25 protein-coding genes are annotated in these 25,216 nt (G+C 55.4%); 11 read left to right on the top strand and 14 right to left on the bottom strand.

The window, feature by feature from the left end:
- Positions 1 to 24 precede the first annotated feature (24 nt).
- Positions 25 to 714 carry an esterase gene (ypfH, locus tag M2407_RS11700; RefSeq protein ID WP_020828049.1) on the top strand — a complete coding sequence of 230 codons (690 nt, stop codon included), beginning with the start codon at positions 25 to 27 and terminating at the stop codon, positions 712 to 714.
- A gap of 28 nt (positions 715 to 742) precedes the next feature.
- Here ypfH and M2407_RS11695 read toward each other — a convergent pair whose 3' ends face one another.
- The 4 genes from M2407_RS11695 to M2407_RS11680 are packed head-to-tail and all read right to left on the bottom strand — an operon-like array spanning position 743 to position 3,091.
- Positions 743 to 928 carry a YpfN family protein gene (locus M2407_RS11695; RefSeq protein WP_020828048.1) on the bottom strand — a complete coding sequence of 62 codons (186 nt, stop codon included), beginning with the start codon at positions 926 to 928 and terminating at the stop codon, positions 743 to 745.
- A 2-nt stretch (positions 929 to 930) separates the two neighbouring features.
- On the bottom strand, positions 931 to 1,605 hold the full coding sequence (locus M2407_RS11690; RefSeq protein WP_234529409.1) for a M15 family metallopeptidase: 675 nt from the start codon (positions 1,603 to 1,605) through the stop codon (positions 931 to 933).
- Entirely contained in the window at positions 1,602 to 2,729 is a 1,128-nt protein-coding gene (gene dapE / locus M2407_RS11685; protein WP_020828046.1) for a succinyl-diaminopimelate desuccinylase, read from the bottom strand. The genes M2407_RS11690 and dapE overlap by 4 nt, the downstream gene beginning before the upstream one ends.
- Positions 2,726 to 3,091, bottom strand: a complete 366-nt coding sequence (locus M2407_RS11680; RefSeq protein ID WP_046374994.1) for an ArsC family reductase — start codon at positions 3,089 to 3,091, stop codon at positions 2,726 to 2,728. The genes dapE and M2407_RS11680 overlap by 4 nt, the downstream gene beginning before the upstream one ends.
- Before the next feature lie 231 nt (positions 3,092 to 3,322).
- On the opposite strand from M2407_RS11680, the gene M2407_RS11675 reads away from it, so the two are divergent.
- The gene (locus M2407_RS11675) at positions 3,323 to 3,748 is read left to right on the top strand and encodes a GNAT family N-acetyltransferase (protein ID WP_122080661.1); all 426 of its coding nucleotides are present in this window, start codon (positions 3,323 to 3,325) and stop codon (positions 3,746 to 3,748) included.
- A gap of 12 nt (positions 3,749 to 3,760) precedes the next feature.
- Here M2407_RS11675 and M2407_RS11670 read toward each other — a convergent pair whose 3' ends face one another.
- The 5 genes from M2407_RS11670 to M2407_RS11650 form a co-directional block, all read right to left on the bottom strand.
- Positions 3,761 to 4,369 carry a GNAT family N-acetyltransferase gene (locus M2407_RS11670; protein WP_020828043.1) on the bottom strand — a complete coding sequence of 203 codons (609 nt, stop codon included), beginning with the start codon at positions 4,367 to 4,369 and terminating at the stop codon, positions 3,761 to 3,763.
- Positions 4,370 to 4,400: 31 nt separating this feature from the next.
- On the bottom strand, positions 4,401 to 4,832 hold the full coding sequence (locus M2407_RS11665; RefSeq protein WP_259218155.1) for a GNAT family N-acetyltransferase: 432 nt from the start codon (positions 4,830 to 4,832) through the stop codon (positions 4,401 to 4,403).
- Positions 4,833 to 4,841: 9 nt separating this feature from the next.
- On the bottom strand, positions 4,842 to 5,321 hold the full coding sequence (locus M2407_RS11660) for a tetratricopeptide repeat protein (protein WP_020828041.1): 480 nt from the start codon (positions 5,319 to 5,321) through the stop codon (positions 4,842 to 4,844).
- A gap of 133 nt (positions 5,322 to 5,454) precedes the next feature.
- Positions 5,455 to 7,626 carry a TonB-dependent siderophore receptor gene (locus M2407_RS11655; protein WP_020828040.1) on the bottom strand — a complete coding sequence of 724 codons (2,172 nt, stop codon included), beginning with the start codon at positions 7,624 to 7,626 and terminating at the stop codon, positions 5,455 to 5,457.
- Between the two features lie 9 nt (positions 7,627 to 7,635).
- Positions 7,636 to 8,706, bottom strand: a complete 1,071-nt coding sequence (locus tag M2407_RS11650) for a YncE family protein (protein WP_259218151.1) — start codon at positions 8,704 to 8,706, stop codon at positions 7,636 to 7,638.
- Between the two features lie 393 nt (positions 8,707 to 9,099).
- On the opposite strand from M2407_RS11650, the gene M2407_RS11645 reads away from it, so the two are divergent.
- A complete protein-coding gene (locus tag M2407_RS11645) occupies positions 9,100 to 11,139 on the top strand; it encodes a TonB-dependent receptor domain-containing protein (RefSeq protein ID WP_048762771.1) in 2,040 nt (679 codons plus the stop codon).
- 238 nt (positions 11,140 to 11,377) lie between these two features.
- Positions 11,378 to 11,437 (top strand): protein YpfM, encoded by a 60-nt coding sequence (gene ypfM / locus M2407_RS11640; protein WP_100396732.1) that lies wholly within the window; start codon positions 11,378 to 11,380, stop codon positions 11,435 to 11,437.
- Positions 11,438 to 11,706: 269 nt separating this feature from the next.
- Here the strand turns inward: ypfM and acrD are convergent, their stop codons facing one another.
- Positions 11,707 to 14,820, bottom strand: a complete 3,114-nt coding sequence (acrD, locus tag M2407_RS11635; RefSeq protein ID WP_259218144.1) for a multidrug efflux RND transporter permease AcrD — start codon at positions 14,818 to 14,820, stop codon at positions 11,707 to 11,709.
- Between the two features lie 280 nt (positions 14,821 to 15,100).
- On the opposite strand from acrD, the gene M2407_RS11630 reads away from it, so the two are divergent.
- Positions 15,101 to 15,379 (top strand): helix-turn-helix domain-containing protein, encoded by a 279-nt coding sequence (locus tag M2407_RS11630; RefSeq protein ID WP_020828036.1) that lies wholly within the window; start codon positions 15,101 to 15,103, stop codon positions 15,377 to 15,379.
- Between the two features lie 26 nt (positions 15,380 to 15,405).
- On the opposite strand, the gene narL is transcribed toward M2407_RS11630, so the two are convergent.
- Both narL and narQ read right to left on the bottom strand, forming a co-directional pair.
- The gene (narL, locus tag M2407_RS11625; RefSeq protein ID WP_020828035.1) at positions 15,406 to 16,038 is read right to left on the bottom strand and encodes a two-component system response regulator NarL; all 633 of its coding nucleotides are present in this window, start codon (positions 16,036 to 16,038) and stop codon (positions 15,406 to 15,408) included.
- Positions 16,039 to 16,199: 161 nt separating this feature from the next.
- Positions 16,200 to 17,882 (bottom strand): nitrate/nitrite two-component system sensor histidine kinase NarQ, encoded by a 1,683-nt coding sequence (gene narQ, locus M2407_RS11620; protein WP_046372966.1) that lies wholly within the window; start codon positions 17,880 to 17,882, stop codon positions 16,200 to 16,202.
- Positions 17,883 to 18,283: 401 nt separating this feature from the next.
- Between narQ and napF the strand changes: the two genes are divergently transcribed.
- The 6 genes from napF (at position 18,284) to nudK (ending at position 23,362) form a co-directional block, all read left to right on the top strand.
- Positions 18,284 to 18,784, top strand: a complete 501-nt coding sequence (napF, locus tag M2407_RS11615; RefSeq protein WP_048762772.1) for a ferredoxin-type protein NapF — start codon at positions 18,284 to 18,286, stop codon at positions 18,782 to 18,784.
- Positions 18,774 to 19,040: a chaperone NapD gene (napD, locus tag M2407_RS11610; RefSeq protein WP_259218138.1), complete on the top strand. Its 267-nt coding sequence runs from the start codon at positions 18,774 to 18,776 to the stop codon at positions 19,038 to 19,040. Before napF ends, napD begins: the two co-directional genes overlap by 11 nt.
- Positions 19,037 to 21,523 (top strand): nitrate reductase catalytic subunit NapA, encoded by a 2,487-nt coding sequence (gene napA / locus M2407_RS11605; protein WP_046372967.1) that lies wholly within the window; start codon positions 19,037 to 19,039, stop codon positions 21,521 to 21,523. The genes napD and napA overlap by 4 nt, the downstream gene beginning before the upstream one ends.
- A gap of 54 nt (positions 21,524 to 21,577) precedes the next feature.
- A complete protein-coding gene (gene napB, locus M2407_RS11600; protein ID WP_041414810.1) occupies positions 21,578 to 22,027 on the top strand; it encodes a nitrate reductase cytochrome c-type subunit in 450 nt (149 codons plus the stop codon).
- 11 nt (positions 22,028 to 22,038) lie between these two features.
- Positions 22,039 to 22,656 carry a cytochrome c-type protein NapC gene (gene napC, locus M2407_RS11595; protein ID WP_020828029.1) on the top strand — a complete coding sequence of 206 codons (618 nt, stop codon included), beginning with the start codon at positions 22,039 to 22,041 and terminating at the stop codon, positions 22,654 to 22,656.
- Positions 22,657 to 22,786: 130 nt separating this feature from the next.
- Positions 22,787 to 23,362 (top strand): GDP-mannose pyrophosphatase NudK, encoded by a 576-nt coding sequence (nudK, locus tag M2407_RS11590; protein ID WP_046372968.1) that lies wholly within the window; start codon positions 22,787 to 22,789, stop codon positions 23,360 to 23,362.
- Between the two features lie 48 nt (positions 23,363 to 23,410).
- On the opposite strand, the gene M2407_RS11585 is transcribed toward nudK, so the two are convergent.
- Positions 23,411 to 23,833 (bottom strand): helix-turn-helix domain-containing protein, encoded by a 423-nt coding sequence (locus tag M2407_RS11585; protein ID WP_122079973.1) that lies wholly within the window; start codon positions 23,831 to 23,833, stop codon positions 23,411 to 23,413.
- 114 nt (positions 23,834 to 23,947) lie between these two features.
- Positions 23,948 to 24,496: an urease accessory protein UreE gene (ureE, locus tag M2407_RS11580; RefSeq protein WP_259218132.1), complete on the bottom strand. Its 549-nt coding sequence runs from the start codon at positions 24,494 to 24,496 to the stop codon at positions 23,948 to 23,950.
- Positions 24,497 to 25,216 lie beyond the last annotated feature (720 nt).

Genomic DNA, 25,216 nt, shown 5'->3' with positions numbered 1-25,216 from the left:
TCTTAATCACACGAGGAGTCACCGATGAAACATGAGCATTTCGTTGTCCAGAGCCCGGCAACACCGGCTGCGCAGCTGATCCTGCTGTTTCACGGTGTCGGCGATACCCCGGTGGCAATGGGGGAAATTGGCCGTTATTTCGCTAAAGAATTCCCGCAGGCGCTGGTGGTCAGCGTGGGTGGCCCCTCTGCTTTTGGTAACGGCAGCGGCCGCCAGTGGTTTTCAGTGCAGGACGTCACCGAAGAAAATCGCGTTGAGCGCATTGCCGAAGTGATGCCACTGTTTATTGAAACCGTGCGTTACTGGCAGCAACACAGCGGCGTGAATGACGCCGGCACGGCGTTGGTGGGCTTCTCTCAGGGGTCTATCATGGCGCTGGAAGCCCTGAAGGCGGAACCTAAATTGGCCGGCCGCGTGGTGGCTTTCAGCGGGCGCTTTGCCAGTCTGCCCGACCAGGCGTTCGGTGACAGCGTGGTGCATTTGATCCACGGTGAGCAGGATGCGGTGATTTCAGTGCAACATGCCCAGGCGGCGGCGGAAAGGCTGCAGGCCAACGGCGTCGATTTTACGCTGGATGTGGAAGAGGGCGTGGGGCATGCCATCAATCAGGACATGATGGACAGCGCGCTTGAACGGCTGCATTACTACGTGCCGCAGCGCTACTGGGAAGAGGCTATGTTCGGCAAGCGCGGCGACTTGATCGCCTTTAAATAAGCTTCAGGGCGCATAATGCGCCCTGATGTCATTTTTTCTTCGGCCAGTCGTCTTCGTCATCCCACTCGGCGTTGTTATCGCGGTGCGGCGGCAGCTTCGGCTTATCGGCCAGATAGCCTTTCACGTCGACGCGGCGTAGTTCTTTGATCCCGCTGATGATCATCCCTACTAGAATCAGCAGGATAATCCACCAGTAGTCAGCTAACCATTCCATATTCACTCCTTTCCTTCGGCGCGTATAAAACGCGAAAATATCGCTGGCAGATGGGCTTCAAGCCATTGAGCTCCGGCAATGTCCTTATCTTTCCAGGCCGCCAACAGCAGCGCAGGCGTCAGCAGATGTTCGGCTTCCTGCGCCAGCGGGCGGTAGCTCAGGTGCCAGGGCTCCACCGCCACGCCGTCGCCGTCTTCGGTGAACGGACGATAAAAGCCAAATTCGGCCATGTGTTCCGTCATCCACTGATTGAGCGGGTAAAAGTAACCGCCTTGTTCGTATTCCCACGGCTCCAGCTGCAGCTTTTGCCCTTCGGGCAACAGTGCGGGGTCATAGACATCCAGGTCGCTGCCCCAGTGATGGCGGCTGGCGCCCGGCAAGGCCGACCAACGCAGGATCGCTTCGCAGCGCTCGGCGTCAGACAGCGGCGTGATGTCGATCGGTCGGCTGTCCTTATCTAATACTGGTCGCTCGCCGCAGAATTTTCCATTCCAGATCGCCTGTTGCCGTTCAAAATCGCGAAATGTGCTGGCGGGTTGCAGATTGAACCCGGCGGCATGCGCCGCTTGCTGCATGGCGAGAAACGCGGCCACTGCGGCAGGCTGCATGCGGTGGTTACCGCTTAGCGGCGCCAGATGGTCGGTCGAGCGCCCGGTCAGCATTTCTGGCGTGATCATGCGATCAATTGCTCCATGATGCGTTGATACATGCGGCTCAGCAGTTGCAGATCGGCCGCGTGTACGCATTCGTTAACCTTATGGATGGTGGCGTTTACCGGGCCCAGCTCAACCACTTGCGCCCCCATCTGGGCGATGAAGCGACCGTCAGAAGTCCCGCCGGTGGTCAGCAACTGCGGCGTCAGCTCAGAATAATGTTCGACGGCATTAACCACCGCATCCACCAATGCGCCGCGCGCAGTGAGGAACGGCTGACCAGACAGACGCCATTCGATGCTGTAGTTCAGTTGATGACGCTCGAGCAGCTCTTCCACGCGTTGTTTGATCGTCGCATCGGTCGATTCGGTGCTGAAACGGAAGTTGAACTGGACGAACATCTCTCCGGGGATCACGTTGTTGCTGCCGGTACCGGCCTGCACGTTGGCGATCTGCATGCTGGTCGGCGGGAAGAATTCATTGCCGCGATCCCATTCTATCGCCACCAGCTCATTCAGCGCCGGCATGGCGCGATGTACCGGGTTATCCGCCAGGTGCGGGTAGGCGACGTGGCCCTGAATGCCGTGGATGTGCAGGTTTGCGGTGATAGAGCCACGACGGCCGTTTTTCACCACGTCACCAACGCGTTCGGTACTGGACGGCTCGCCGACCAGACAGTAATCCAGACGCTCGTTGCGTGCCATCAGGGCTTCGACCACTTTCACCGTGCCGTGGGTTGCGCTGGCCTCTTCATCGGAGGTGATCAGGAATGCCAGACGCCCCTGATGGTGCGGATTGGCGGCCACAAAGCGCTCGGCCGCCACTACCATGGCTGCCAACGAACCTTTCATGTCCGCCGCGCCGCGGCCATACAGCATGCCGTCGCGGATGGTCGGTTCAAACGGCGGGTTGTCCCAGCGTTTTTCGTCGCCGGTCGGCACCACGTCGGTGTGGCCGGCAAATGCCAGGGTTTGCCCCTCGCCACGCCAGGCCCAAAAATTCAGGGTATCGCCGAAAGGCATAGGCTCAACGGTAAAGCCGATGGCCTCAAGACGTTCAATCATCAACGCCTGACAGCCTTCGTCGTGCGGGCTGAGGGAAGGACGTTTAATCAGCTGTTGGGCCAGTTCGATTACCGGGCAAGTCATGCTGCCACCTCGGAAATAAATTGCTGATAGCTGTCGGCGTTGAAACCGAGCAGAGCATGCCCCTTGCCGTCGCTCAGCAGCGGGCGCTTGATGATGGCCGGCTGGGCCAGCATCAGTTCGATGGCCGCATCGGCATTATCGCAGGCGTTGCGCTGCGCTTCGTCCAGTTTGCGCCAGGTGGTGCCGCGAGTGTTCAGCAGCGGTTCCCAGCCCAAAAGTTCGACAAAACCCCGCAGTTGCTGTTCGTCCAGCCCGTCGGCGCGGTAGTCGTGAAAGTGATAAGCCACGCCCTGTTCTTCCAGCCAGCGGCGTGCTTTTTTGATAGTGTCACAATTTTTGATGCCGTACATGGTTAACGTCATGGAGTAAGAACCTTCTTTGCAACCCACACCGGCGCGTGTGGCCGGTGGTAAACCGCCGGGGGCGGTGAAATGAAAACCAGCGACCAGCATGCCGAAAAATGGCGGGGAGTTCCACCGTCCAATGGCCTGAAAGCCGGGGAAAAGCTGAAAAAAAACGGCGCGCATTTATTGCGGCGGATTTTGCTAATCTTAGTGCGCTATTCAGTCACCCTACATAAGAAGAAGATGAGCATGGAAAAATACCTGATTGAAGTTGCCGAAAATGCGACGGAAGAAATAGAAGCCCTGATCGAAGCCGGGCTGAATCAATATAACGACGAGATAACCGGCACCAACGATCGTCGCCCGTTGGCGGTGGTGGTGCGAGATCCGGCCAGCGGTGAAGTGTTGGGCGGCATCAGCGGACGTTCATCGTTGGGCATGCTGTTTGTGGATCTGTTTCATTTGCCAAAATCGCTGCGCGGATCGGGGTTGGGCAGCGAACTGCTGCGCCGTTTCGAGCTGGAAGGGCGGCGCAGAGGCTGTGTTTCCGCCGTGCTGTACACCATCAGCTTTCAGGCGCCGAAGTTTTATGAATTGAACGGCTGGACGCGCTTTGGCGAGGTACCCTGTCTGCCGGCGGGCACCAGCCGCGTTTTCATGATGAAGACGCTGTAGCTTAGCGGACCGTTACTCGTCTCTGACCTGTCGCAACTTATAACCCAGGTTCTTTTTCACCATCGGCCATTCGTGGTCGATGATGGAGAAAACCACCGTATCCCGATAGCTGCCATCCGCATTTTTCTGGTGATTCCGGAGGACTCCGTCTTGCTTGGCACCCAGTCGCGCGATAGCTGCTCTGGAAGCCTGGTTGTGCCAGTGAGTGCGAAACTCAACGGCAATCACCGCCAGAGAGTCAAACAGATAACTGAGTAGCAGTAGTTTGCACTCGGTGTTGACGGTGGTTTTTTGATGACTCTTGGCATACCAGGTGTAGCCAATTTCAACGCGACGGTTTTGCGCATCGGCATGACAAACACGGGTGGTACCGATGATTTTTTGCGTGGCGTTGTGCACGACGACGAACGGCAACGCTCGTCCTGCGGCCTGTTCACTCAAGGCAAAGTCGATGTAATCTGAGACGGTATTTTCTGTGGGTACCGAGGTAAACCAAAGTTCCCAAAGGCGTCCGTCGGCGGCTGCCTGTACCAGGGGCTGCGCATGCTCTCTACGCAGTGGGAGCAGGCTGACGTTGTCGCTTTTCAGCTCGGTTTCACCAAGCCAGCATAGGTCAGACATATTCTGCAACTTTCCTCGTTAAATTGACTGTTTAGCGGACATAGCCATTCTGCTCCAGGCGTTCCAAAGCGGCGCTGTCAGCATAGACCATACCGGTGGTCAGCTCGCGGAAGCGGTATTTTTTGTAGAATGCCAGCTTGTCGGGAACCGAGTAGATAAACACTTTGCCGAGCGGCGCCAAATCCTGCATCACCCGATCCATCAGCTGTCGCCCCAGTCCCAGCCCCTGAAAGTCCGGATGGATTGCCACGTCGGCCAGATAGGCTACTGAGGTCATGTCGCTGATGGCGTGGGCGGTGGCCATCAATCGGCCGTCGCGATAGCCCCAGTAGCAAAATTGGCTGTGTTGGTAAACGCGCTGCAGCACCTGCGGGTCACGCTGGCCCAGCCCTGCAGCTTCCAACAGCGCGGCCAATTGCGACCAGTCGACGCCATAGCGATTTGGATCGGTGACAATTTCCATGTTTTCCTCCTAGCCGATACGGTCCAGATCGGCAGCGTATTGGCGAATGGCGCGCTGATAACTGCTGATGTCGCTGTGTGAGGAGGTTTCCGCTAACAGCACCAACAAATCGGCCACCGCCTGTTTGGTTTCACCCAGGTTGTACAGCGTCATGGCGCGAAACAGGGTGATCTCTTTGGCCTCGGGAAATTCGGCCAACCCCTGGTCGAAGGTGGCCAGCGATTGCTGATACAGTCCAAGCGCCCGATAGGTGCTGCCCAGGCCAAGCCAGGCTTCCTGTCGCTGCGGAGCCGGTAAATTGCGCGCCAGCGCGGCCTGGTAGCAGGGAATTGCCTGTTGCTCGAATCCTTGCACGTCGTACAGACAGGCTAATTGGTAGTGCAGCACCGCGTCTTCCGGTTGTTGCAGCAACTGCTGCTGCGCCAGTTCGGTGGCGTCTTGATAACGGCCCAGCTCTTTCAGTTGTTCGATGGTCAGCGTAGGGGACATGACATGGCCTCAGAGAAATGGGGGTTTTTTATACCTTTGGCACGCTACTACGGAAGAATTCATCATACAAGGGATATAGCGGTTAGAAATAAATCGGCCCCGTTATCCGGGGCCGTTTAATACTGTAGGGCGATCAGAACTCGTGCTTCAGCGTCACCATAACGTTACGTGGCTCGCCATAGTTGCGGGTGCTGTAGAAATTCACCTGCGAGTAGTATTTCTCGTCGAAAACGTTGTTCAGGTTCAACTGCACCGAGGTTTGCGGCGTCAGCTTGTAACGCGCCATCGCATCGACCAGCACGTAGGACCCTTGCTCGGCTTTGCGCTCGACAAATTCACCGTTGCTGGCGCCCTGGACGTTGGCATAAACATTACTCTGCCAGCGTGCGCCACCGCCCAGCGTCAGATCGCGCAGCGCACCCGTCAACTGATAGGTGGTGAACAGAGTGATGCGAGTGCGGGGCTGCTCGGTGTTGAGATCAACCTTATCCTTGTCCTTCAAGGAGAAATGGGTGATGCCCAACTGGGCATTCCAGCCCTGCGCCAGTTCACCGCTCAGCTCGAACTCCACCCCTTTGCTGGTTGCGCCCTGACTCTCATGATAGGTCTGTTGCAGCGCGTTGATGTTTTCCGGATTTTCATCCAGTACGCCCAGATTATCCTGAGTAATGCGGAACGCCGACAGCGAAACGTTGAGACGCTCATCCAGCAGCGCGGCCTTGATGCCCACCTCTTTGTTGACCCCTTCGATTGGCGCCAGATAGTGGCCGCTGCTGTCGAGATAGTTCTGGTCCTTGAAGATGTCGGTGTAGCTGGCATAGGCAGAGACCTGATCGGTCAGCTTATACACCGCCCCCAGGAACGGAGTCACTTTGTTCGCCGTGGTGGTGGTGGTGTTTTTAAAGCTGTTGAAGCGGGCACCGAGCACCAGATCCAGTTGATCCGTCACCGAGAAGTCGGCGCTGCTGTAAATCCCGATTTGCCGCGTACGGAAATCCTGCTGCGGCATTTTGTCTGACCACGCAGGTTCACCCAGGCCGCCGTTCCAGTCCTTCAGGCTGCCGCTAAACAGCTGTGTGGTACTGGCACTGCGATAGGTGCTGTAGCTGTGTTGCCAGGCGGAGGAGCTGCCCACCACAAACTTGTGGGTGCGGCCCAGCAGTGAAAAGTCCCCGTTCAGCTTCAGGTCTACCGCGTGCTGATCCCGATAGCCTTCATAGCGCCCGGCGTAAGGGGTTGAAGGCTTCACCGCCCAGGTGTCCGGGTCGATCAGGCCGCCGAGACTCATCGCCATTTTGGCATCGAAGGCCTGACGGTTGTGGGTGTAGTTGGCTACGCCTTTCCAGTCGTTAGCGAACTGGTGTTCCAGCGTGGCGAACTGGGTGCTGAGGGTGGTGTCCCAGCTTGACCAGTCAGAAGCCCCGCTGTAGTGGCGATCCCAGTTGATCTCGCTGCCGTCGCTGAACCAGCCGGTCGGCAGCGCGCCGCCCCAGGTGGAAGCTTTTGGCCGGTTTTGCTGATAGTCAGCCCCCAGACGCAGCAGGGTGGCGCTGGTCAGGTCAGCTTCCAACGTCCCGTAGACCGTCCCTTTGCGTTCTTGATGGCGATCCATGAAAGAGTGGCTGCGTTCACCGGAGGCAGCGACGCGCACCCTGACGGTACCTTCATCATTGAGCGGGGTACCGGCATCGATCGTGGTGCGATAGTGATCCCAGGAACCGGCCGAAAGCTCGGTACGGGCAAAAGGAGAAAGGCTGGAGGCTTTTTTCCTGACCAGATTGATCGCAGCGCCCGGGTTTCCGACGCCGTTCAACAATCCTGCCGCACCCCTGACGATCTCCACGTGATCGAGCGTGATCGAGTCAATTTCGGATTCCCCGCCGGAATAGCCGGAGTCAAAGAAAGTAGGGATACCATCGTATTGATAGCTGTCCACACTGAAACCACGGTAGTTGAACGAAGAACGTTCACTATCGTAATTGCTTTCACTGACGCCGGTAGACCAGCGCAGAATTTCCTTCAGCGAGTTGGCGTTGAGATCGTCAATCAATTGGCGCGAGATCACCGAAACCGACTGTGGCGTATCCTTAATGCTCAACGGCAACCCGGTTGCCGTGGTCATCTGTTTGGTGGTGTAGGAGCCGGTATTCTCGGTGCTGCCGTCATCGCTGAAGGGGGACGCGACCACCTCCAGGGTTTCTTCTTTTTGGCTGTGGGCGGTCTGCTCGGTGCCTGCCGCCTGCGCCATCATCACCGGGACGCACAACAGTGCGCCGCCGGAGAGGCGAATCATAAAACTAGCCATGGAGATGCCTCACAATCCGCCAAGATCAATCTTGATCAGGTAATCCTGTTTTTTCTCCATCTCTTCCTTGGACTGCTTGATGCTGGCGAACAGCTGCTGGCCGTCAGAAGAAAGCGCCAGGCTGTTAGGCAATGCATGGGTAGTGATGCTGTTTTTCACCTGATAGCTGTTGCTGTCGACGATGCTGATGCGTTTGGCTTCACGGTGAGTGATGTAGATCTCGCTGCGCAGCGGGTTAAATAGCACCGCCAGAGAATTGATTACGTCAATCTGGTGCAAGATTTTCCCGCTGTTGACGTCCACGACCAGGACGTTTGGCAGATCCGGATCGGTGATAAACGCACGACCGGTTTTGCTGTCCAGAGCGATATTGAGGAAGAAGTGTTTCTTGGTCGGTTCGACCACCACGCGTTTGAGGATCTTATGGCTGGTGGCGTCCAGCGTAATCAGTTCGCCACGGCCGTTAACGCAGTAGATATGGCCGCGTTCACTGTCCAGCGCAATGCCGGTCGGGTATTCACCCATGTTGCCCAGCGTGGCAATTTTTTCCCGCTTGGCGGTATCGATGACCCACAGCACGCCTTTTTGCGCCGTGCCGGAAACATAAAGGCGCTGATTTTTCTTATCGAGCAGCAGTTCGCGCGTCGGGACAAACTGATCGTCTTTCACGCTTTCATTGAGTTGAATAGTAGCGAGTTCTTTACCGGTCTGGGTATCGATCACCGTGACTGATCCGTCGACGGTGTTGCCGATGTACAACAGATGGCGCTGCTCATCCAATGCGGTGGCGAAGGCACGTCGCTTAGTGACGATATTGGCGTCGGTGGCCAGCGTGGCGGGGTTGATTCTAAAGACGATACCGCCGTTTTTTTCTTTGGCGAAGGAAGGCGTAGAGGCGGCAAACAGGGTGTTGCTGGTGCCATCAAAAGCCAGTTCATACAGGCCGTGCCCGACCGGTTTGGTTTGAAATTGACTCTCGGAAAGGTCAGCGGCCAGCGTTGAACAAGACAACAGCAGCACGGCAGACGCCAGGGCGCTGAGGGAGAAACCTTTGCCTGAAGTGGACAGGTGTATCTTCATATACATTCCTTTACATCAGTTTACGATTCGCCGATGCTAATGATATTGATTATTAATATCAATATCATTTAATTAATCATATGAAGATATGGTTGCTTGGCATTGAAATATAATGATTTATTAAATATCCCTTATAAAATCATGTTATTGAATGGCGATGTTTCCGGTATGTTTAAACTATGTAATGATTTTCATTTCGTTTTAATGTCTGAAAATATCCGCTATATTCGCCCGGCGACTGTTAAGAAGTGTAAATAAAAAATCATAACGACAGATCGTTATGGCGACGCTGGTGGTGGCATTGATGCGTACTGCGTTTTATTGCGTCAGCCGTTTTGGGAAGGCTTTGTGGGCGACAACACCCACCGGAAACAGGCTTTATTAGGAAAGGAAATGATCAATCAACCCTCCATGGGAAAGGGCTCCCGCATCGCCACGGCCATAGCGCTGGCTTTGATGTGCGCACCCCAGGTTTACGCACAGGAAGGCGGGACAGAAAAAGACAAGGATGCCTTGCAAGAGGATCAGGTCGTGGTGACCGCCTCCGGGTTCAAGCAGAACAAAAAATATGCCCCCGCCAGTATCTCCGTCATCGATAAAAAGACCTTCGAAAAGCAGAACAGCCGGGATGTCGCCGAAGCGGTGCAGGATGTCTCCGGGGTGTTCGTCAGCAACGGGGCCGGGAGCGAAGTGACCGGCGATGTGATGATCCGCGGCATGGACTCGAGTTACACCTCGTTCATGGTCAACAGCATCAAACAAAATACCGGCGAGTCGCGCCCGTATGGTCAGAATATCGGTACCGAAGCCGGTTTTTTACCGCCGCTGGCGGCCATCGACCGCATTGAAGTGATCCGTGGCCCTATGTCATCGTTATACGGTTCCGACTCCATTGGCGGCGTGGTCAACGTGATCACCAAAAAGCCGTTTGGCGTACGGGAGTGGATTGGCTCGATTGCCGGCAACAGCTTCCTGCAACAGCATCAGGACTTCGGTAACACCCAACAAGCCAATCTGTTTTTGATGGGGCCCTTGGTGCCCGATGTACTGGGCCTCAGCCTGTCGGCGGACTACCTCGATCGCCGTGAAGATGAAAAACCTAACGCCTTCAGCAAAAACAACAAGAAGTCGCTCGACATGACGCTCGGCTTTGCCGCCAATGAAACTAACCTGTTCGATCTGAACCTGGCCAAAGGAGAGAAAAAACGCAGCCGTTCTGCCAAAGGTGGCGGTACGCCGTGGGGCTGGGACTTCGATCGCGATGCTCTGAGCCTGACTCATTCAGGTTGGTACGCGGATGACAGTGTCGCCACCACCAGTTATTTCCAGTACGAGAAAGGCGAATCGGTATATCGCTCCGTCAGCCTGGCCCCGCAGCATATCCAGACCGAAAATTATGTGCTGAATAGCCAGGCTAAACTGAGTTTGGGGGAACATAACCTGACCGTCGGTGCCAATTACAGCCGCGAAACGCTCAATGACGATTTCTACGCCGACAGTAAAAAAGCGCCGGGGATCGATCCGGTAACCAAAATTTCGCGTGATGGGTGGGCACTGTTTGCCGAAGGGCAGTGGAATATCGATGACTTTTCGCTGACAACCTCGGCGCGTATGGACAGGGACAACTACTTCGGCACCCACATCAGCCCGAAACTCTACGGCAACTGGATTTTAGACGAAGCCTGGGCGCTGAAGGGCGGTATCTCTTCCGGCTATAAAAAACCTTCGCTGCGGGAAAACTCGGATCAATTCATTACGCCGCGTGGCAGCAACCCGCCTTATCCCTATCTGTCGGTGGGCAACAGCGAGCTGAAGCCGGAAACCAGCGTGAATACCGAGCTGGGCCTGTACTGGAACAACAACCGTGATTTATCCCTCGACGCCACGGTGTTTTATACCGACTTCAAGGACAAAATCGCAGAAGTTAACATCTGCGAGGCGAGTGAGAATCACCCTTGCGTGGTTAACGGCTATAACGCCGATTCCATTGATAAATATTTCAATATCGGCAAGGCCAATGTCTACGGTGTGGAGCTCAATGCCGATTGGCAGGCGACCGATAGTTTGAACCTCAGCGCAAACTATACGTTTAACAAGAGTGAACAGAAAAACGGCATCAACAAGGGTTATGCGCTGAATGACTTCCCGAAACACATGGCCAACTTATCCGCCAAGTGGGCCGCAGCTTCGGCATTGGACGTTTGGTCCAAGGTCAATTATCGCAGCCGCAACGAGGATACCGGTAATCATACCCGCTATAGCGCTTATGCCTTGTTGGATGCCGGCGTGATTTATCGCCTGGATAAGCACACTCAGGTGATGGCCGGCGTGTATAACATCTTGGATACGGCCCCTAAACGCACCACCAATTGGGGCGCTTATCCGCAGCTTGAAGGCCGTCACTATAACCTTGGCCTGCGCGTTGATTTCTAAATCTCGCTGAGTTAAAGCTCCGGCCGCCAGCCAATGGCGGTCGGTTTAGATCTTTTATCTATCTCATTTGCTGGATTGATATCGGAAGGGAATAGCCGTAGTTCTTGCTCGATAAGATAAGTACGAAAATGTGCACTATCCCCTGTTTTCGCGGGTGGCATCGTTCCCGAGGTGCTTCACTTGCTCAAAAAACAGGCGTAGAATTCGCTTCGTCTATTAATTGAGGTTGTGAATTATTATGGTTGATCGTGAGTTGGGAAACTGGAAAGACTTCATCGATGAGATGTTAGGTAACTGACACTGCGGTAAAGTTGATAGCAAGGTTGGTTTATTGGTTGGTCATTGAAACACCTTGGGATCGAGCCTCGGGTTCGAAATAAAGCAGCATCGGTTACCCGACGCTGCTTTTTTATGTCCGTTATTCCCCTGCGTCTTCCGTTGTAGTGGCTAAATACCCGTCATACTTAAAGCTGCATCTTTGTTGGCTTTCCTCACTCACCCCAGTCACTTACTAGTGTAAGCTCCTGGGGATTCGCTGCGTTGCTGCCTCGATGCAACTCCAATTATTTAGGGTATAGGTTGCTTGCCTGGGTAACGGCGGCGTACCAGCACGAAGAATAATGGCACGAAGAAGATCGCCAGCAGGGTAGCGGAAATCATGCCGCCCATCACCCCGGTGCCCACCGCATGTTGGCTGCCGGAGCCGGCGCCGCTGCTGATGGTCATCGGCAGTACGCCGAAGATAAAGGCCAGCGAGGTCATCAAAATCGGCCGCAGGCGCATGCGCGAGGCTTCCAGCGTGGCCGACATCAGATCCTGCCCTTTTTGATTCAGCTCGTTGGCGAATTCGACGATCAGAATGGCGTTTTTCGCCGACAGCCCGATAATGGTCAGCATCCCCACCTGGAAGTAAACGTCATTTTCCAACCCACGCAGCCAGGTGGCGGCAACGGCACCAATCAGGCCGAGCGGCACCACCAGCATCACCGAGAACGGAATCGACCAGCTTTCATAAAGCGCCGCCAGGCACAGGAACACCACCAGCAGTGAAATGGCGTACAGCGCCGGCGCTTGCGAACCGGAAAGGCGTTCCTGGTAGGACATGGCGGTCCATTCCAGACCGAAGCCGGTCGGTAACTGGCTGACGATTTTCTCCATTTCCGCCATCGCGGTACCGCTACTGACGCCCTCAGCCGCTTCGCCGACAATCTCCAGCGCCGAGTTGCCGTTATAGCGTTCCAGGCGCGGTGAGCCGTATTCCCAATGCGAGGTGGCGAAGGCGGTGAACGGCACCATGCCGCCTGCGCTGTTACGCACGTACCATTTGTCGATATCGCCGGGCAGCATGCGGAACGGTGCGGCAGCCTGCACATACACCTTCTTCACCCGGCCGCGATCGACAAAGTCGTTAACGTAGGTGGAACCCCAGGCGGTCGACAGCGTGTTGTTGATGTCATCGATGGAGACGCCCAGCGCCTGCGCCTTGCGTTGGTCGATATCGATTTGCAACTGCGGGCTGTCATCCAGGCCATTGTGACGCACCCGTGAAAGCAGGGGATTGGCCGCAGCCAGTTGCAGCAGCTGATCGCGTGCCGCCATCAGTTTGTCGTGCCCCAGGCCTGCGTGATCTTCCAGTTCCATATCGAAACCGGATGAGTTGCCCAGGCCGGTGATGGCCGGCGGGCTGCTGGCTATCACCCGAGCCTCGTTAATCTTATTAAACTCATGAGTCGCGCGATCGATGATATCGAAAGAGCTATTGGCACCTGAGGTGCGCAACTCCCAGTCTTTCAAACGAATAAACATACGCGCCACGTTCTGTCCGTTACCGCCCGGCCCGGCACCGATGGTGGAGAACACCGACAGCACATCTTCTTTTTCTTTGGTCAGGAAGTAGTTTTCCACCTTTTCCACGACCTTGGTGGTTTGCTGCAGGGTCGATCCTGGCGGCAGCTGCACCTGAACGGTGAATACGCCACGGTCCTCCTGAGGCAGGAAGGAGGTCGGCAGCTTGATGAACAGCAGCGCCATCCCGCCGAGCAGCAACACGTAAATCAGCATATAACGCAGGCTGGAATGGAGCACCCGCGCCACACCACGCTCGTAGCGGTCGGCGTTGCGGTTGAACATGCGGTTGAACCAGCCGAAGAAGCCGCGCTTGCCGTGATGGTGGCCTTTGGCAATGGGTTTGAGCAGGGTGGCGCACAGGGCAGGGGTCAGGATCATCGCCACCAGCACCGACAGCACCATGGCGGAAACGATGGTGATGGAGAACTGGCGGTAAATGGCGCCGGTAGTGCCGCCGAAGAACGCCATCGGGATAAATACCGCCGACAGCACCATGGCGATACCGACCAACGCACTCTGGATTTGCCCCATGGATTTGCGCGTAGCTTCCCGTGGCGGCAAGCCTTCTTCGCTCATCACGCGTTCGACGTTTTCCACCACCACGATGGCGTCATCCACCAGCAGCCCGATGGCCAGCACCATGGCGAACATGGTCAGGGTGTTGATACTGAATCCGCAGGCGGAAAGGATGGCAAAGGTGCCCATCAGCACCACCGGCACGGCGATGGTGGGGATCAGCGTGGCGCGGAAATTCTGCAGGAACAGGTACATCACCAGGAACACCAATACAATGGCTTCCAGCAGGGTTTTCACCACGTCTTTGATTGAGGCCTTAACGAACGGGGTGGTTTCATAGGCGACTTTCGCCTCCAGCCCGTGCGGGAAATACTGCGACAGTTCGGCAATCTTGTCTTTAACCAACTGATCGGTTTGCAGCTCGTTGGCCCCGGAGGCCAGCTTGATGTTCATGCCGGCGGCCTGCATGCCGTTATAGCGGCTGAGGTAGTCGTAGTTTTCTCCACCCAGTTCAATGGTGGAAACATCGCCCAGCGTTACCAGTGAGCCGTCCTGATTGACCCGCAGGGTGATTTGCTTGAATTGTTCCGGCGTTTGCAACTGCGATTGTGCGTTAATGGTGGCGTTGAGCGCCTGCTTGTCGACCGACGGCGTACCACCAAGCTGGCCGACCGCCACCTGCGCATTCTGCGATTGGATCGCGCTGACCACATCCTGGGTGGTGAGCTGGTAGCTGTTGAGCTTGTTGGGATCGAGCCAGATGCGCATGGCGTATTGCGAGCCGTAGACGTCCATGCTGCCCACGCCGTTGATACGGCTGAGCGGATCCTGCAGGTTGGAAACGATGTAATCGGCAATGTCCTGCTTGTCCATGCTGCCGTCGGTGGAGACGAAGGCTACCATCATCAGCGTGGTATCGCCGGATTTCGACACCGTCACGCCCTGGGTCTGCACCGCCTGCGGCAGTCGTTTGATGGCCGCCTGCAGCTGGTTTTGCACCTGCTGCATCGCCTCGTTGGGATCGGTGCCGGCCTCAAAGGTCAGCGTGACCGTCGCCCGGCCTGTATTGGTGCTCTGTGACGACATATACATCATGTTGTCCAGGCCGGTCATGTTCTGTTCGATAATTTGGGTGACGGTGTTTTCCAGCGTTTGCGCCGAGGCGCCAGGGTAGTTGGCGCTGATGCGAACGTTTGGCGGCGCGAGGTTAGGGTACTGTTCCACCGGTAATGAAAAAATCGCCAAGGCGCCGGTCAGGCAAAGAATAATTGCCAGAACCCAGGCGAAAATCGGGCGATCAATAAAAAAATTGGCCATGCAGCGCGAACCTCGTTGTGACTTGTTCTATCTTTAAGACGCATCAGAATTGCGTTTATCAGCGGCTGGGAAGGATTCCGGCGCTTATGCACTTTACTCGGGAAGTGGGAGTAAAGCGTGGAGAAAAAAAGGAGATAATGTAAATAACGGTAGGATAAACGCGCAATATTGCCATCATTGCCGTTAAAAACGTCATTAAGACAATTTTATTGCAATCAAGGACCTGACCGCTGGGGTTCCCGCGACGTCATCAGGACTCACCTTAAAGCAGGAGCAAGGCATGGAAATTAACCCGGTATTTGCCCGTCGTCTTTATCTGTGCTGGTTAATCAGCCACAGCGAACGGCCAAACGTCCCGCGGCTGATGGAATTGACCGGCTGGCCGCGTCGCACCCTGCAAGACGTGTTGAAAGCCTTGCCGGGCTTGGGAGTGGCATTGCAGTTTGTTCAGCAGGGCGTGCGCAATAACGACGGTTTTTACCAGTTGGAAAGCTGGGGGCCGATCAACAAGAGCTGGGTTCACCAGCATCATCAGGCGCTGCTTGCCGCCATCGAATAAACCCTCCCCGGCGCGCCGGGGAAGCCTTATTGACTCCGGTGTTCCAGATACATCACCGTCGCGGCCACGCGTGAACGCACGTCCAGTTTGCGCAGCATGTTACGGATATGCACCTTCACCGTCTCTTCAGAAATATGCAGTTGCGCCGCCACCTGTTTATTGGACAGGCCACGCGCCACTTCCTGCAAGACGTCCAGCTCGCGTTCGGTCAACTCGGCAAAGGGATTATGTTGTTCACTGCGGGATAACAGGTAGTCCGCCACCGCGTCGCTGATCACGTTTTGTCCTTCCGCCGCTGAGCGAATATGCTCCAGCAGCTGTTCAGGTTCGCTGTCTTTCAGCAGGTAGCCGTCGGCTCCCGCGTCAATCAGCGCATAAACGTCGTTGCGCGAGTCTGATACCGTCAGCACGATGATCCGCGCATCGACGCCTTCATTGCGCAGCGCTTTCAGCGTGTCCAGGCCGGACAAACCTTTCATATTCAGATCGAGCAGGATCACGTCCGGAGCCTGCTGCAGCGCGAAAGTAATGGCTTCGTTGCCGTTGCTGGCTTCGGCGACCACGTTGAACAGCGGATCCAGCCCCAACAGCTGCTTGATGCCTCGGCGCATCAGCGGGTGGTCGTCGACGATCATCACTCGGTAATTCTTCATCACCATGAAATATGCTCCCTGTAGCGAGTAAAGCCACTCAAACGCGCTGTCCAGCACGCTTCACAGTGGGACTGACTCTTATAAAATAGTGGCAATTGGCGCCACAAACATCCTGAAATGACCGTCGGACATCGTTAAACCGTAACGAAGGGTGAACGGCCGTGGTTTTATGGCGGAAATGTCAGGCGGACTTCCGTGCCGTCTGGCTCACCCCGCTGGATGCGCAGCGTTCCCCCCAGCCGCGCGGCGCGTTCGCTCATGATGGTCAGCCCGTAGTGACCTTCTGGTTCATTCAGGCTGGCAATACCGCAGCCATCGTCAGCGATGCTGATCCTGTTGTCCCCCTCGGCCGTGACCTCACAGCGAATCACGATCTCCCGTGCATCGGCATGTTTGATGGCGTTGAGCACCGCTTCACGCACAATTTGCAGCGCATGTACCTGCTGCTGAGCGTTAAGCGCCTGAGAAGAAAGCCGACAGTGTAACTGAATCCGCGCTGCGGTAAGAACCTTTAATGGCGCCAACAATTGGTTCAATGCGGTGTTCAAGTCGGCTTCCTGAATGTTCAGGCGGAAGGTGGTCAATAGCTCGCGCAGCTGGCGATAAGCATCGGCCAGAGCCCGATCAAAATCGGCGATAATCTCTTGTGCGTCGGGGGTGCTGTCCGCCAACGTGCGCTTGAGCAAGGTGAGCTGAATGCGTAAAAAGGAGAGGGCCTGCGCCAGAGAGTCGTGCAGTTCCCGGGCGATGGTGGCGCGCTCTTCCATCAACAGGAATTGCATGTGCTGTTTCTGCGCCCGGTTAAAATAAACCCCGCGGCTGAGCATGTTGGCCACGCTCTGCATCAGGTGCGGATGCGGCGGATGTTCCTGATATTGCCAGCTCAGTTCCCCCAGCGGTTTGTCGCCCTGGATGATGGTCAGCGATTGCCAGTCCAGCGTCGATGAAGGGAGACCGCTGTGCAACTGCCATTCGCTGAGGCTGTCCGCCACTTTTAAGCGGATGCAATGCAAATCTTCACTTTGACGCACGATATGCAGGATTTTCTCAAAAGCCTGCTGATCTATCTGCCGCACGCTCAGCGCCTGCGAGCAGTTGTACAGCACCTCCAGCGTCTTGTTCGCCTGTTGCAGGCGCTGGGTTTTCACCTGCACTTTCTGTTCCAGCGACTGGTAGAGTTTGGCCAGATCGCCGGACATGGCGGTAAAGGCCTGCGACAGCACGCCCAGCTCGTTCGGCAGTGCGGTATCCAACGGGAGATGGTTAAAGTCGCGCTGTTGCACACGCTGGCTGGCGTCTACCAGATGCTTGAGCGGCGCCACTACCTGACGGCGCATAAAACGGATGCAAAACAGCACCAGACCGATGATGGCGATATAGCCCACGACGCTAATGGTGGCCACGATGGTCAGTTTCAACTCGGAATAACGCTGCAGCGCTAACACGAAATGGTCAATCTGGTTCACATAGCCGGCGATATTGGCCTGATAATCGGCCGACTGACCGGCCTGGATTTGCTGTGCCAGTGGTTGCCAGGCGTGCTGCAGCGACAGGTATTTTTCCCGCACGTCTGCAGGCACGTAAAAACGATCGAGCTTTTGCAATGCCGGGGCTTGCAGAGACTGCTGATACTGCAGCAGGTGTTGTTCCAGCTCCGGGGCGGAGCGGGTGAGATCATACGCCAGCCGGTAGCTCTGCATGCGCAGTGAACCGGCGATGTTGACCGCTTCGGCATCGCGCAGGCTGTCCGCGACGGTGGTCAGCGCCAACCCGGTAGAGAGCACGGACAGAATCACAATGCAAAACAGCGCCTTGGCCAGGCTGCTGGTCACTGAACGTTTAACAAGCAATCCTTCATCCTTCTCTTGCAGGCAATGGGTATTGCCGGGTTTCATTCGAAAGCAAAATTATAACTTTTGCAACTAAAATGCGTGGCATTGTGCGCCAGGTCGTTCGTCGCAGCGGTAAGCATCTACGTTATATAATCAACTAGATAGCGTTTGACGGCAGATCGGGGATGAAAACCCCGTGACCCCCATTAATAGATTGATCTGGCGCAAGCTACCCCCGTATTTACCCCTTTAGGGGGATTATATACCCCCCGCGCTCCTCTTATCTTACCCCCGTCTTTCTCAGGGGTTTATGCCTGTCAGCATGATGAAACCCACTGGGCACAGCAGCAACAATAACAATACAAAAACAGGTTCTATTTACACGCGATGCCGTGTTTGCAATGTCAAGGATAACCAGCATGACCATATTGTCGCGACGCAAACTGCTCGGAGGACAATGGCGTCAGCCAACCGCTGCGATCCGTCCCCCGTGGTCGCGGCAAGGATCCCTTTTTATTACCGATTGCACCCGCTGTCAGGCCTGCGTTCGCGCCTGTGAAACCGGGGTGCTCATCAGCGGCAGCGGCGGTTTTCCCGAAATTGATTTCCAACGCGCGGAATGCACGTTTTGCGGGCGTTGTGCGCAGGCCTGCGCGGAACCCGTGTTTCGTCCACTGACGGAAACCCCCTGGCGACAACACGCGGTATTCGGTACTGCCTGCCTGGCACAGCGGGGCGTGGAGTGCCGCAGCTGCCAGGACAGCTGCGAGCCCCAGGCGATCCGCTTTCGGCCCCGCTTGGGCGAAATGGCGCAGCCGGTACTGGATGTAGCAGCCTGCAACGGCTGCGGTGCCTGTGTCGCCGGTTGCCCGACCGGCGCCGTCACCTTAACCCAGAGCGAAAATAATAATGATGAATAGCGAATGGCATGTCAGCGGTCTGGTCGTGCAGGCGAGACCGGAAAGCTTTCCCCAACTCGTCACGGCCTTGCTGGCGATCGCTGACACGGAAATTCCGGCGCAGGATCAGCAGAACGGCAAGCTGGTGGTAGTGATGCAAGCGGCATGCTCTCAAGGGCTGCTGGAAAAAATTGAGTCGGTGCGCAATCTGGACGGCGTGCTGGCGGTATCGCTGGTTTATCACCAGCTGGACACTCAAGGTGAGGTAACGCCATGAAACTCAGTCGTCGAGACTTCATGAAAGCTAATGCCGCGGTAGCCGCTGCGGCCGCCGCCGGACTGACTATTCCCACGGTGGCACAGGCGGTGGCGGGCAGTGCTGACGCTATCAAATGGGACAAAGCGCCATGCCGTTTCTGCGGCACCGGCTGCGGGGTGCTGGTCGGCACTCAGAATGGCCGTATCGTTGCCTCGCAGGGCGATCCGGACGCGGCGGTCAACCGTGGGTTGAGCTGCATCAAAGGCTATTTCCTGCCAAAAATCATGTACGGCAAAGACCGTCTGACTCAGCCGCTGCTGCGCATGAAAGACGGCCAGTACCATAAAGAAGGCGAATTTACCCCGGTCAGTTGGCAGCAGGCTTTCGACGTCATGGCCGACAAGTTCAAGCAGGCTTTGAAAGAGAAAGGCCCAGAGGCGGTCGGTATGTTCGGCTCCGGCCAGTGGACGGTGTGGGAAGGCTACGCTGCCGCCAAGTTGCTCAAGGCCGGGCTGCGTTCCAATAACCTGGATCCTAACGCACGTCACTGCATGGCGTCGGCGGTGGTGGGCTTTATGCGTACTTTCGGCATGGACGAGCCTATGGGCTGCTATGACGATATCGAGCAGGCCGACGCCTTCGTGCTGTGGGGCTCCAACATGGCGGAGATGCACCCGATCCTGTGGTCGCGCATTACCGACCGTCGCCTGAGCAACCAGCACGTCAACGTCTCGGTGTTGTCCACCTTTGAGCACCGCAGCTTCGAACTGGCGGACAACGGCATGGTGTTCACGCCGCAGACCGATTTGGCGATCATGAACTACATCGCCAACTACATCATTCAAAACAACGCGGTGGATCAGGACTTCCTGAATCGGCACGTCAACTTCCGCCGCGGTGCGACGGATATCGGCTACGGCTTGCGCCCGACGCATCCGCTGGAGAAAAAAGCGAAAAACCCGGGTTCAGATGCCTCCGAGCCGATGAGTTTCGAAGAGTACAAAACCTTCGTGGCGGAATACACGCTGGAAAAAACGGCCCAAATGAGCGGCGTGCCGGAAGACCAGTTGGAAGCGCTGGCGAAGCTGTATGCCGACCCGAACATCAAGGTGGTGTCGTACTGGACCATGGGCTTCAACCAGCATACGCGCGGCGTGTGGGCCAATAACCTGTGCTACAACCTGCATTTGCTGACCGGCAAGATCTCCAAGCCCGGCTGCGGGCCGTTCTCCCTGACCGGCCAGCCTTCTGCGTGCGGCACCGCACGTGAGGTCGGGACTTTCTCTCACCGTCTGCCGGCTGACATGGTGGTCACCAATGAGAAACACCGCCAAATCGCCGAACAGAAATGGCTACTGCCGGCCGGCACCATCCCGGCGAAAGTCGGTTTGCATGCGGTGGCGCAAGACCGTGCGCTGAAAGACGGCAAGCTGAACGCCTACTGGGTGATGTGTAACAACAACATGCAGGCCGGGCCGAACATCAATGAAGAAAGGATGCCGGGCTGGCGCGATCCGCGCAACTTTGTGGTGGTGTCCGATCCCTATCCGACCGTCAGCGCATTAGCCGCCGATCTGATCCTGCCGACTGCCATGTGGGTGGAGAAAGAGGGCGCCTATGGCAATGCGGAGCGTCGTACTCAGTTCTGGCGTCAGCAGGTGAAAGCGCCGGGCGAGGCAAAATCCGATCTGTGGCAACTGGTGGAGTTCTCCAAACGCTTCAAGGTTGAGGAAGTGTGGCCGGCCGATCTGCTGGCGCAAAAACCGGAATATCGCGGCAAAACGTTGTACGACGTGCTGTTCGCCAACGGCCAGGTCAATAAGTACCCGCTGTCGGAAATCCCGGCGGACCAGCTCAACGATGAAGCGCGGGAAGTCGGCTTCTATCTGCAGAAAGGGTTGTTTGAGGAGTATGCCGGTTTCGGGCGTGGCCACGGTCACGATTTGGCGCCGTTCGACAGTTACCACCAGGCACGCGGTCTGCGTTGGCCGGTGGTGGACGGCAAAGAAACGCTGTGGCGCTACCGCGAAGGAACGGATCCGTATGTGAAGGCGGGCGAAGCGGTGCGTTTCTACGGTAAACCCGACGGCAAGGCGGTGATCTTTGCGCTGCCGTTTGAACCGGCGGCGGAAAGCCCGGACGGCGAATACGATCTTTGGCTTTCCACCGGTCGGGTACTGGAGCATTGGCACACCGGCACCATGACCCGACGGGTACCGGAGCTGCATCGCGCCTTCCCGCAGGCGGTGTTGTTTATCCATCCGCTGGATGCCAAAAGCCGTGGCCTGCGTCGTGGTGACAAAGTCAAGGTGCTGTCGCGCCGCGGTGAGGTGATCAGTTCTGTCGAAACTCGTGGCCGCAACCGCCCGCCAAGAGGGCTGGTGTACATGCCGTTCTTCGATGCGGCGCAGTTGGTGAACAACCTGACGCTGGACGCCACCGATCCGCTTTCTAAAGAAGTCGACTTCAAGAAATGCGCCGTGAAGTTGCAGAAGGTGTGAGGCTGACGAATTGCGAATGAAGACCCCATTTTATTACCCGGGAGCCAAATAAAAATGAAAAGCCCTGTTATGAAAAAGACGCTTGCCCTGTGGGTGACCTTATTGTCGCTGGCGTTCGCCGGCCTGGCGTTTGCCGCGGGTGATGTTGATCTCAGCAAGTCTCCGGAAGTGTCCGCCTCGGTCGGCGGGCCGATTTCGATGCCGAAACAGCAGGAACGGATGGCGCTGAACTATGTCAATCAGCCGCCGATGATCCCGCACAGCGTTGACGGTTACCAGATCAGCAAGAACACCAACCGTTGCCTGCAGTGCCACGGGGTGGAGCATTACCGCACCACTGGCGCACCGCGCATCAGCCCGACGCACTTTATGGACCGGGACGGCAAGGTGCTGAGCGATGTCGCGCCACGTCGCTACTTCTGCCTGCAGTGCCACGTACCGCAAACCGACGCGGCGCCGATTGTCGGCAATGATTTCCAGCCCATGCCGGGCTTTGGGCGCTAAGCGGGGGAGCTATGAGCGAACGCAAACACACCACGACTGAGAAAAAGCCCGGCCTGCTGTTACGTTTATGGCGCTGGTGGCGCAGGCCAAGCCGCCTGGCGTTGGGCACGCTGTTGCTGCTGGGCTTTGGCGCCGGGATCATCTTCTGGGGCGGCTTCAATACCGGCATGGAGGCGGCGAATACCGAGCAGTTCTGTATCGGCTGCCATGAAATGCGTGAAAACGTCTACGAGGAGTACATGGGCACGGTTCATTACAACAACCGCAGCGGCGTGCGTGCGACCTGCCCGGATTGCCATGTGCCTCATGAATGGGCGCCGAAAATGCTGCGCAAGATAAAGGCCAGCAAGGAGTTGTACGCCAAGGCGTTCGGCCTGATCGACACGCCGCAGAAGTTTGACCAGCATCGGTTGGCGATGGCGAGCAACGAATGGGCGCGAATGAAGGCCAACGATTCTCAGGAGTGCCGTAACTGCCACAACTTCGAGTATATGGACTTCACCGCGCAGAAAACCGTGGCGGCGAAGATGCACGACAAGGCGGTAACGGAAGGCAAGACCTGCATCGATTGCCACAAGGGGATTGCGCACAAGCTGCCGGACATGCGCGACGTTCCTAACGGGTTCTAAATCTTTTGCGGTCAAATGCCCCGTAGCGCTCCATGAGCCGCGGGGCTTTTTGTTGCAAATCCATTGCCCCTTCGGCGCTTAATCGCGGTATCATTTTTGCGTTTCAGCTAACGGAAAAGAAGAAGGGTTCATGTCGGCGAAAATTGAGAATGTGAAGAAAGAGCTGCTTTCTGATAACTGGTATGTGCTGCACAAATATACTTTTGATCTCAAGCGTAAGGATGGCGGCTCCGTTCAGCAGATGCGCGAAGTCTACGATCGTGGCAATGGCGCCACCATTTTGTTGTACAACCGTGCCAAAGGGACCGTGGTGCTGACCAATCAGTTCCGCATGCCGACCTATGTGAACGGCAACGACAGCGGCATGCTGTTAGAGGCCTGTGCCGGCTTGTTGGATGCCGATTCTCCAGAGCAATGCGCCCGTCGCGAAGCGGTAGAAGAAACCGGTTTTCAGGTCGGTGACGTGCAGAAGATTTTCGAAGCCTATATGTCGCCAGGCGGCGTAACCGAGATCGTCCATTTCTTTATTGCCGAGTACCATGACGACGAGCGCAATGCGGCCGGCGGCGGTATCGAAGACGAAGATATTGAGGTAGTAGAAATGCCCTTTACCGAAGCGGTGGCGATGATTGCCGACGGCCGTATTAAAGACGGCAAAACCATCATGCTGCTGCAGTACCTGCAAATTCATCGGATCATGGGCTGAGACCTGCTGGTCATCTCGCCGGTGAACGGCGAGATGACCCCACGTTCGCTAACTATGCTTGTGGGCGTTAGGTGGGCCCGTCGGTATTTTTTGTGGCATCGTCGGCATGTATAAGGAATGGCAGAGCCGCTTATTGTTCAATTGCTTGCTTCTCCTCAGCTCGCCTGGCGTGGTCTTTAGCTGTTTTTTGAATATTCGGGTAAAAACCTGCTGAGAGTCAAAGCCATAGTCTAGTGCGATATCCATGATTTTTCTGTCGGTGAACCTCAGGGCGATCGCCGCCTCGGTGACTCGTCGCATTCTGATATATTGGGCAATGGTCAGTCCGGCATGCAATTTGAAAAGCCGCTGAATATGGAATCTGCTGTAGCCGGATTTCTTGGCAATGGTCTCTATATCCAGCTCTGCGCCCAAATTGCTTTCTATCCATTTAAGCATGTCATTAATAAAAATCTGCATATTAATTGCCATGGAAAACTCCTTTTATCGCATCGGCTTTTTGGGGTGTTCATACTCTGTTGCTTGGGTGAATGGCCTCTGATTTATAAAAAGAATGCTGACAGCGAGCGGGGTAGGTTACTGGTGTCATGCATGGCTAGAGGGAAAGATACCGTCGAACAGCAGATCGATTTCATTGGGGGTTAACAAGGATGAAATATCGGCGCCGTTGACATACCAATAGGACAGCGAGTGGAAACTGTTTTCTTTGAACAGGGCGTCCAACGTGCTGGTCGCGATGGTGATCGGGACGTAAACCAGGTTGTTCTTTATCATGGCGTGCAGCTTATGCTGCCCCAAAATCAAACCCAGTTTGAACGTATAGTGAATAATGGCGTCTGCATTGACGCAGAGCAGGCGCTGCAGGTTAATTACCATAATGTCATGCGAGATAACCTTCACGATAACGGCGTTTTTCGTCTCTTCATCCCAGATTAAAATGTCGCCATCCGCCAGTGAGCTGTTGGGCGGCATAAACACGGCCAGCCTCAGCCCATCATGGGTGGATTGTTGATGACATTCCTTTTCCAACTGCGCAGCGTCCAAAATAAGGTAGTCTGGTGAGGTTCCGCTGATCTTGTCTTGCCACTCTTTGTGCTGATTTATGTTTCCAAGTGTTTCACTGATAATAATCATGGTGTCTCCCTCATGTTGGATGTAAATATCCCTATTTCATTTGTTGGGTGATTCTAAATGCGGAAGGAAACATTTTTTGTCTTATGATTTTTTATTTTATTCCTTTGTGGTTTTAAAATAGGAATGAAAATTACACGCTATAATCGTATCGTTCAATCTATTAATTTTTATTTTTTGATCGGTCAAATCTATCGGTGTCATCGATCGAAAAATAACTATCAATAGTTACAATCTATTGAATTATGATGTGTTTATTTTTAAGTTATTGATTTTTTTCTGTATTTTAACTTTATTGTTTGAGTGTGTGCGAATTATCCTAAGTAATACAGACTCATTGGTTATATGAGATGTTTACCAATATTCCGTTTTGCAATAAAAATAATGGCACTAAAAATCAATAAATATCTCAGGAATTGATTTCTTAATAAAACTATCGCGGGGGTTATTTTGTTTTAATTATGCCATTGTGATGGAGTGGGCGCCGTTTAAAATAAAGTAAGGGTATAAGCTACCCGATTATGATTAACTCAATCGAGGGGGAGGGGAATATAGAATTTAAAGCGCGTATCTGCCCAAATGAAAAAGCCCGGCAAGATGCCGGGCTCAGATTGATGACAAAGTCCTTTGCAGTTAAAAATTCCGATCTGGGGACGAATAAAAACAAAGGATTATGTCTTCAGATTTACCCCAAACAGCCGAAAACCACGTTTTTCGGCTGTT

The sequence above is a fragment of the Serratia sp. BIGb0234 genome, assembly GCF_024809915.1.
Taxonomy (GTDB): domain Bacteria; phylum Pseudomonadota; class Gammaproteobacteria; order Enterobacterales; family Enterobacteriaceae; genus Serratia; species Serratia liquefaciens.
This window is presented reverse-complemented; position numbering and strand designations above follow the sequence as displayed.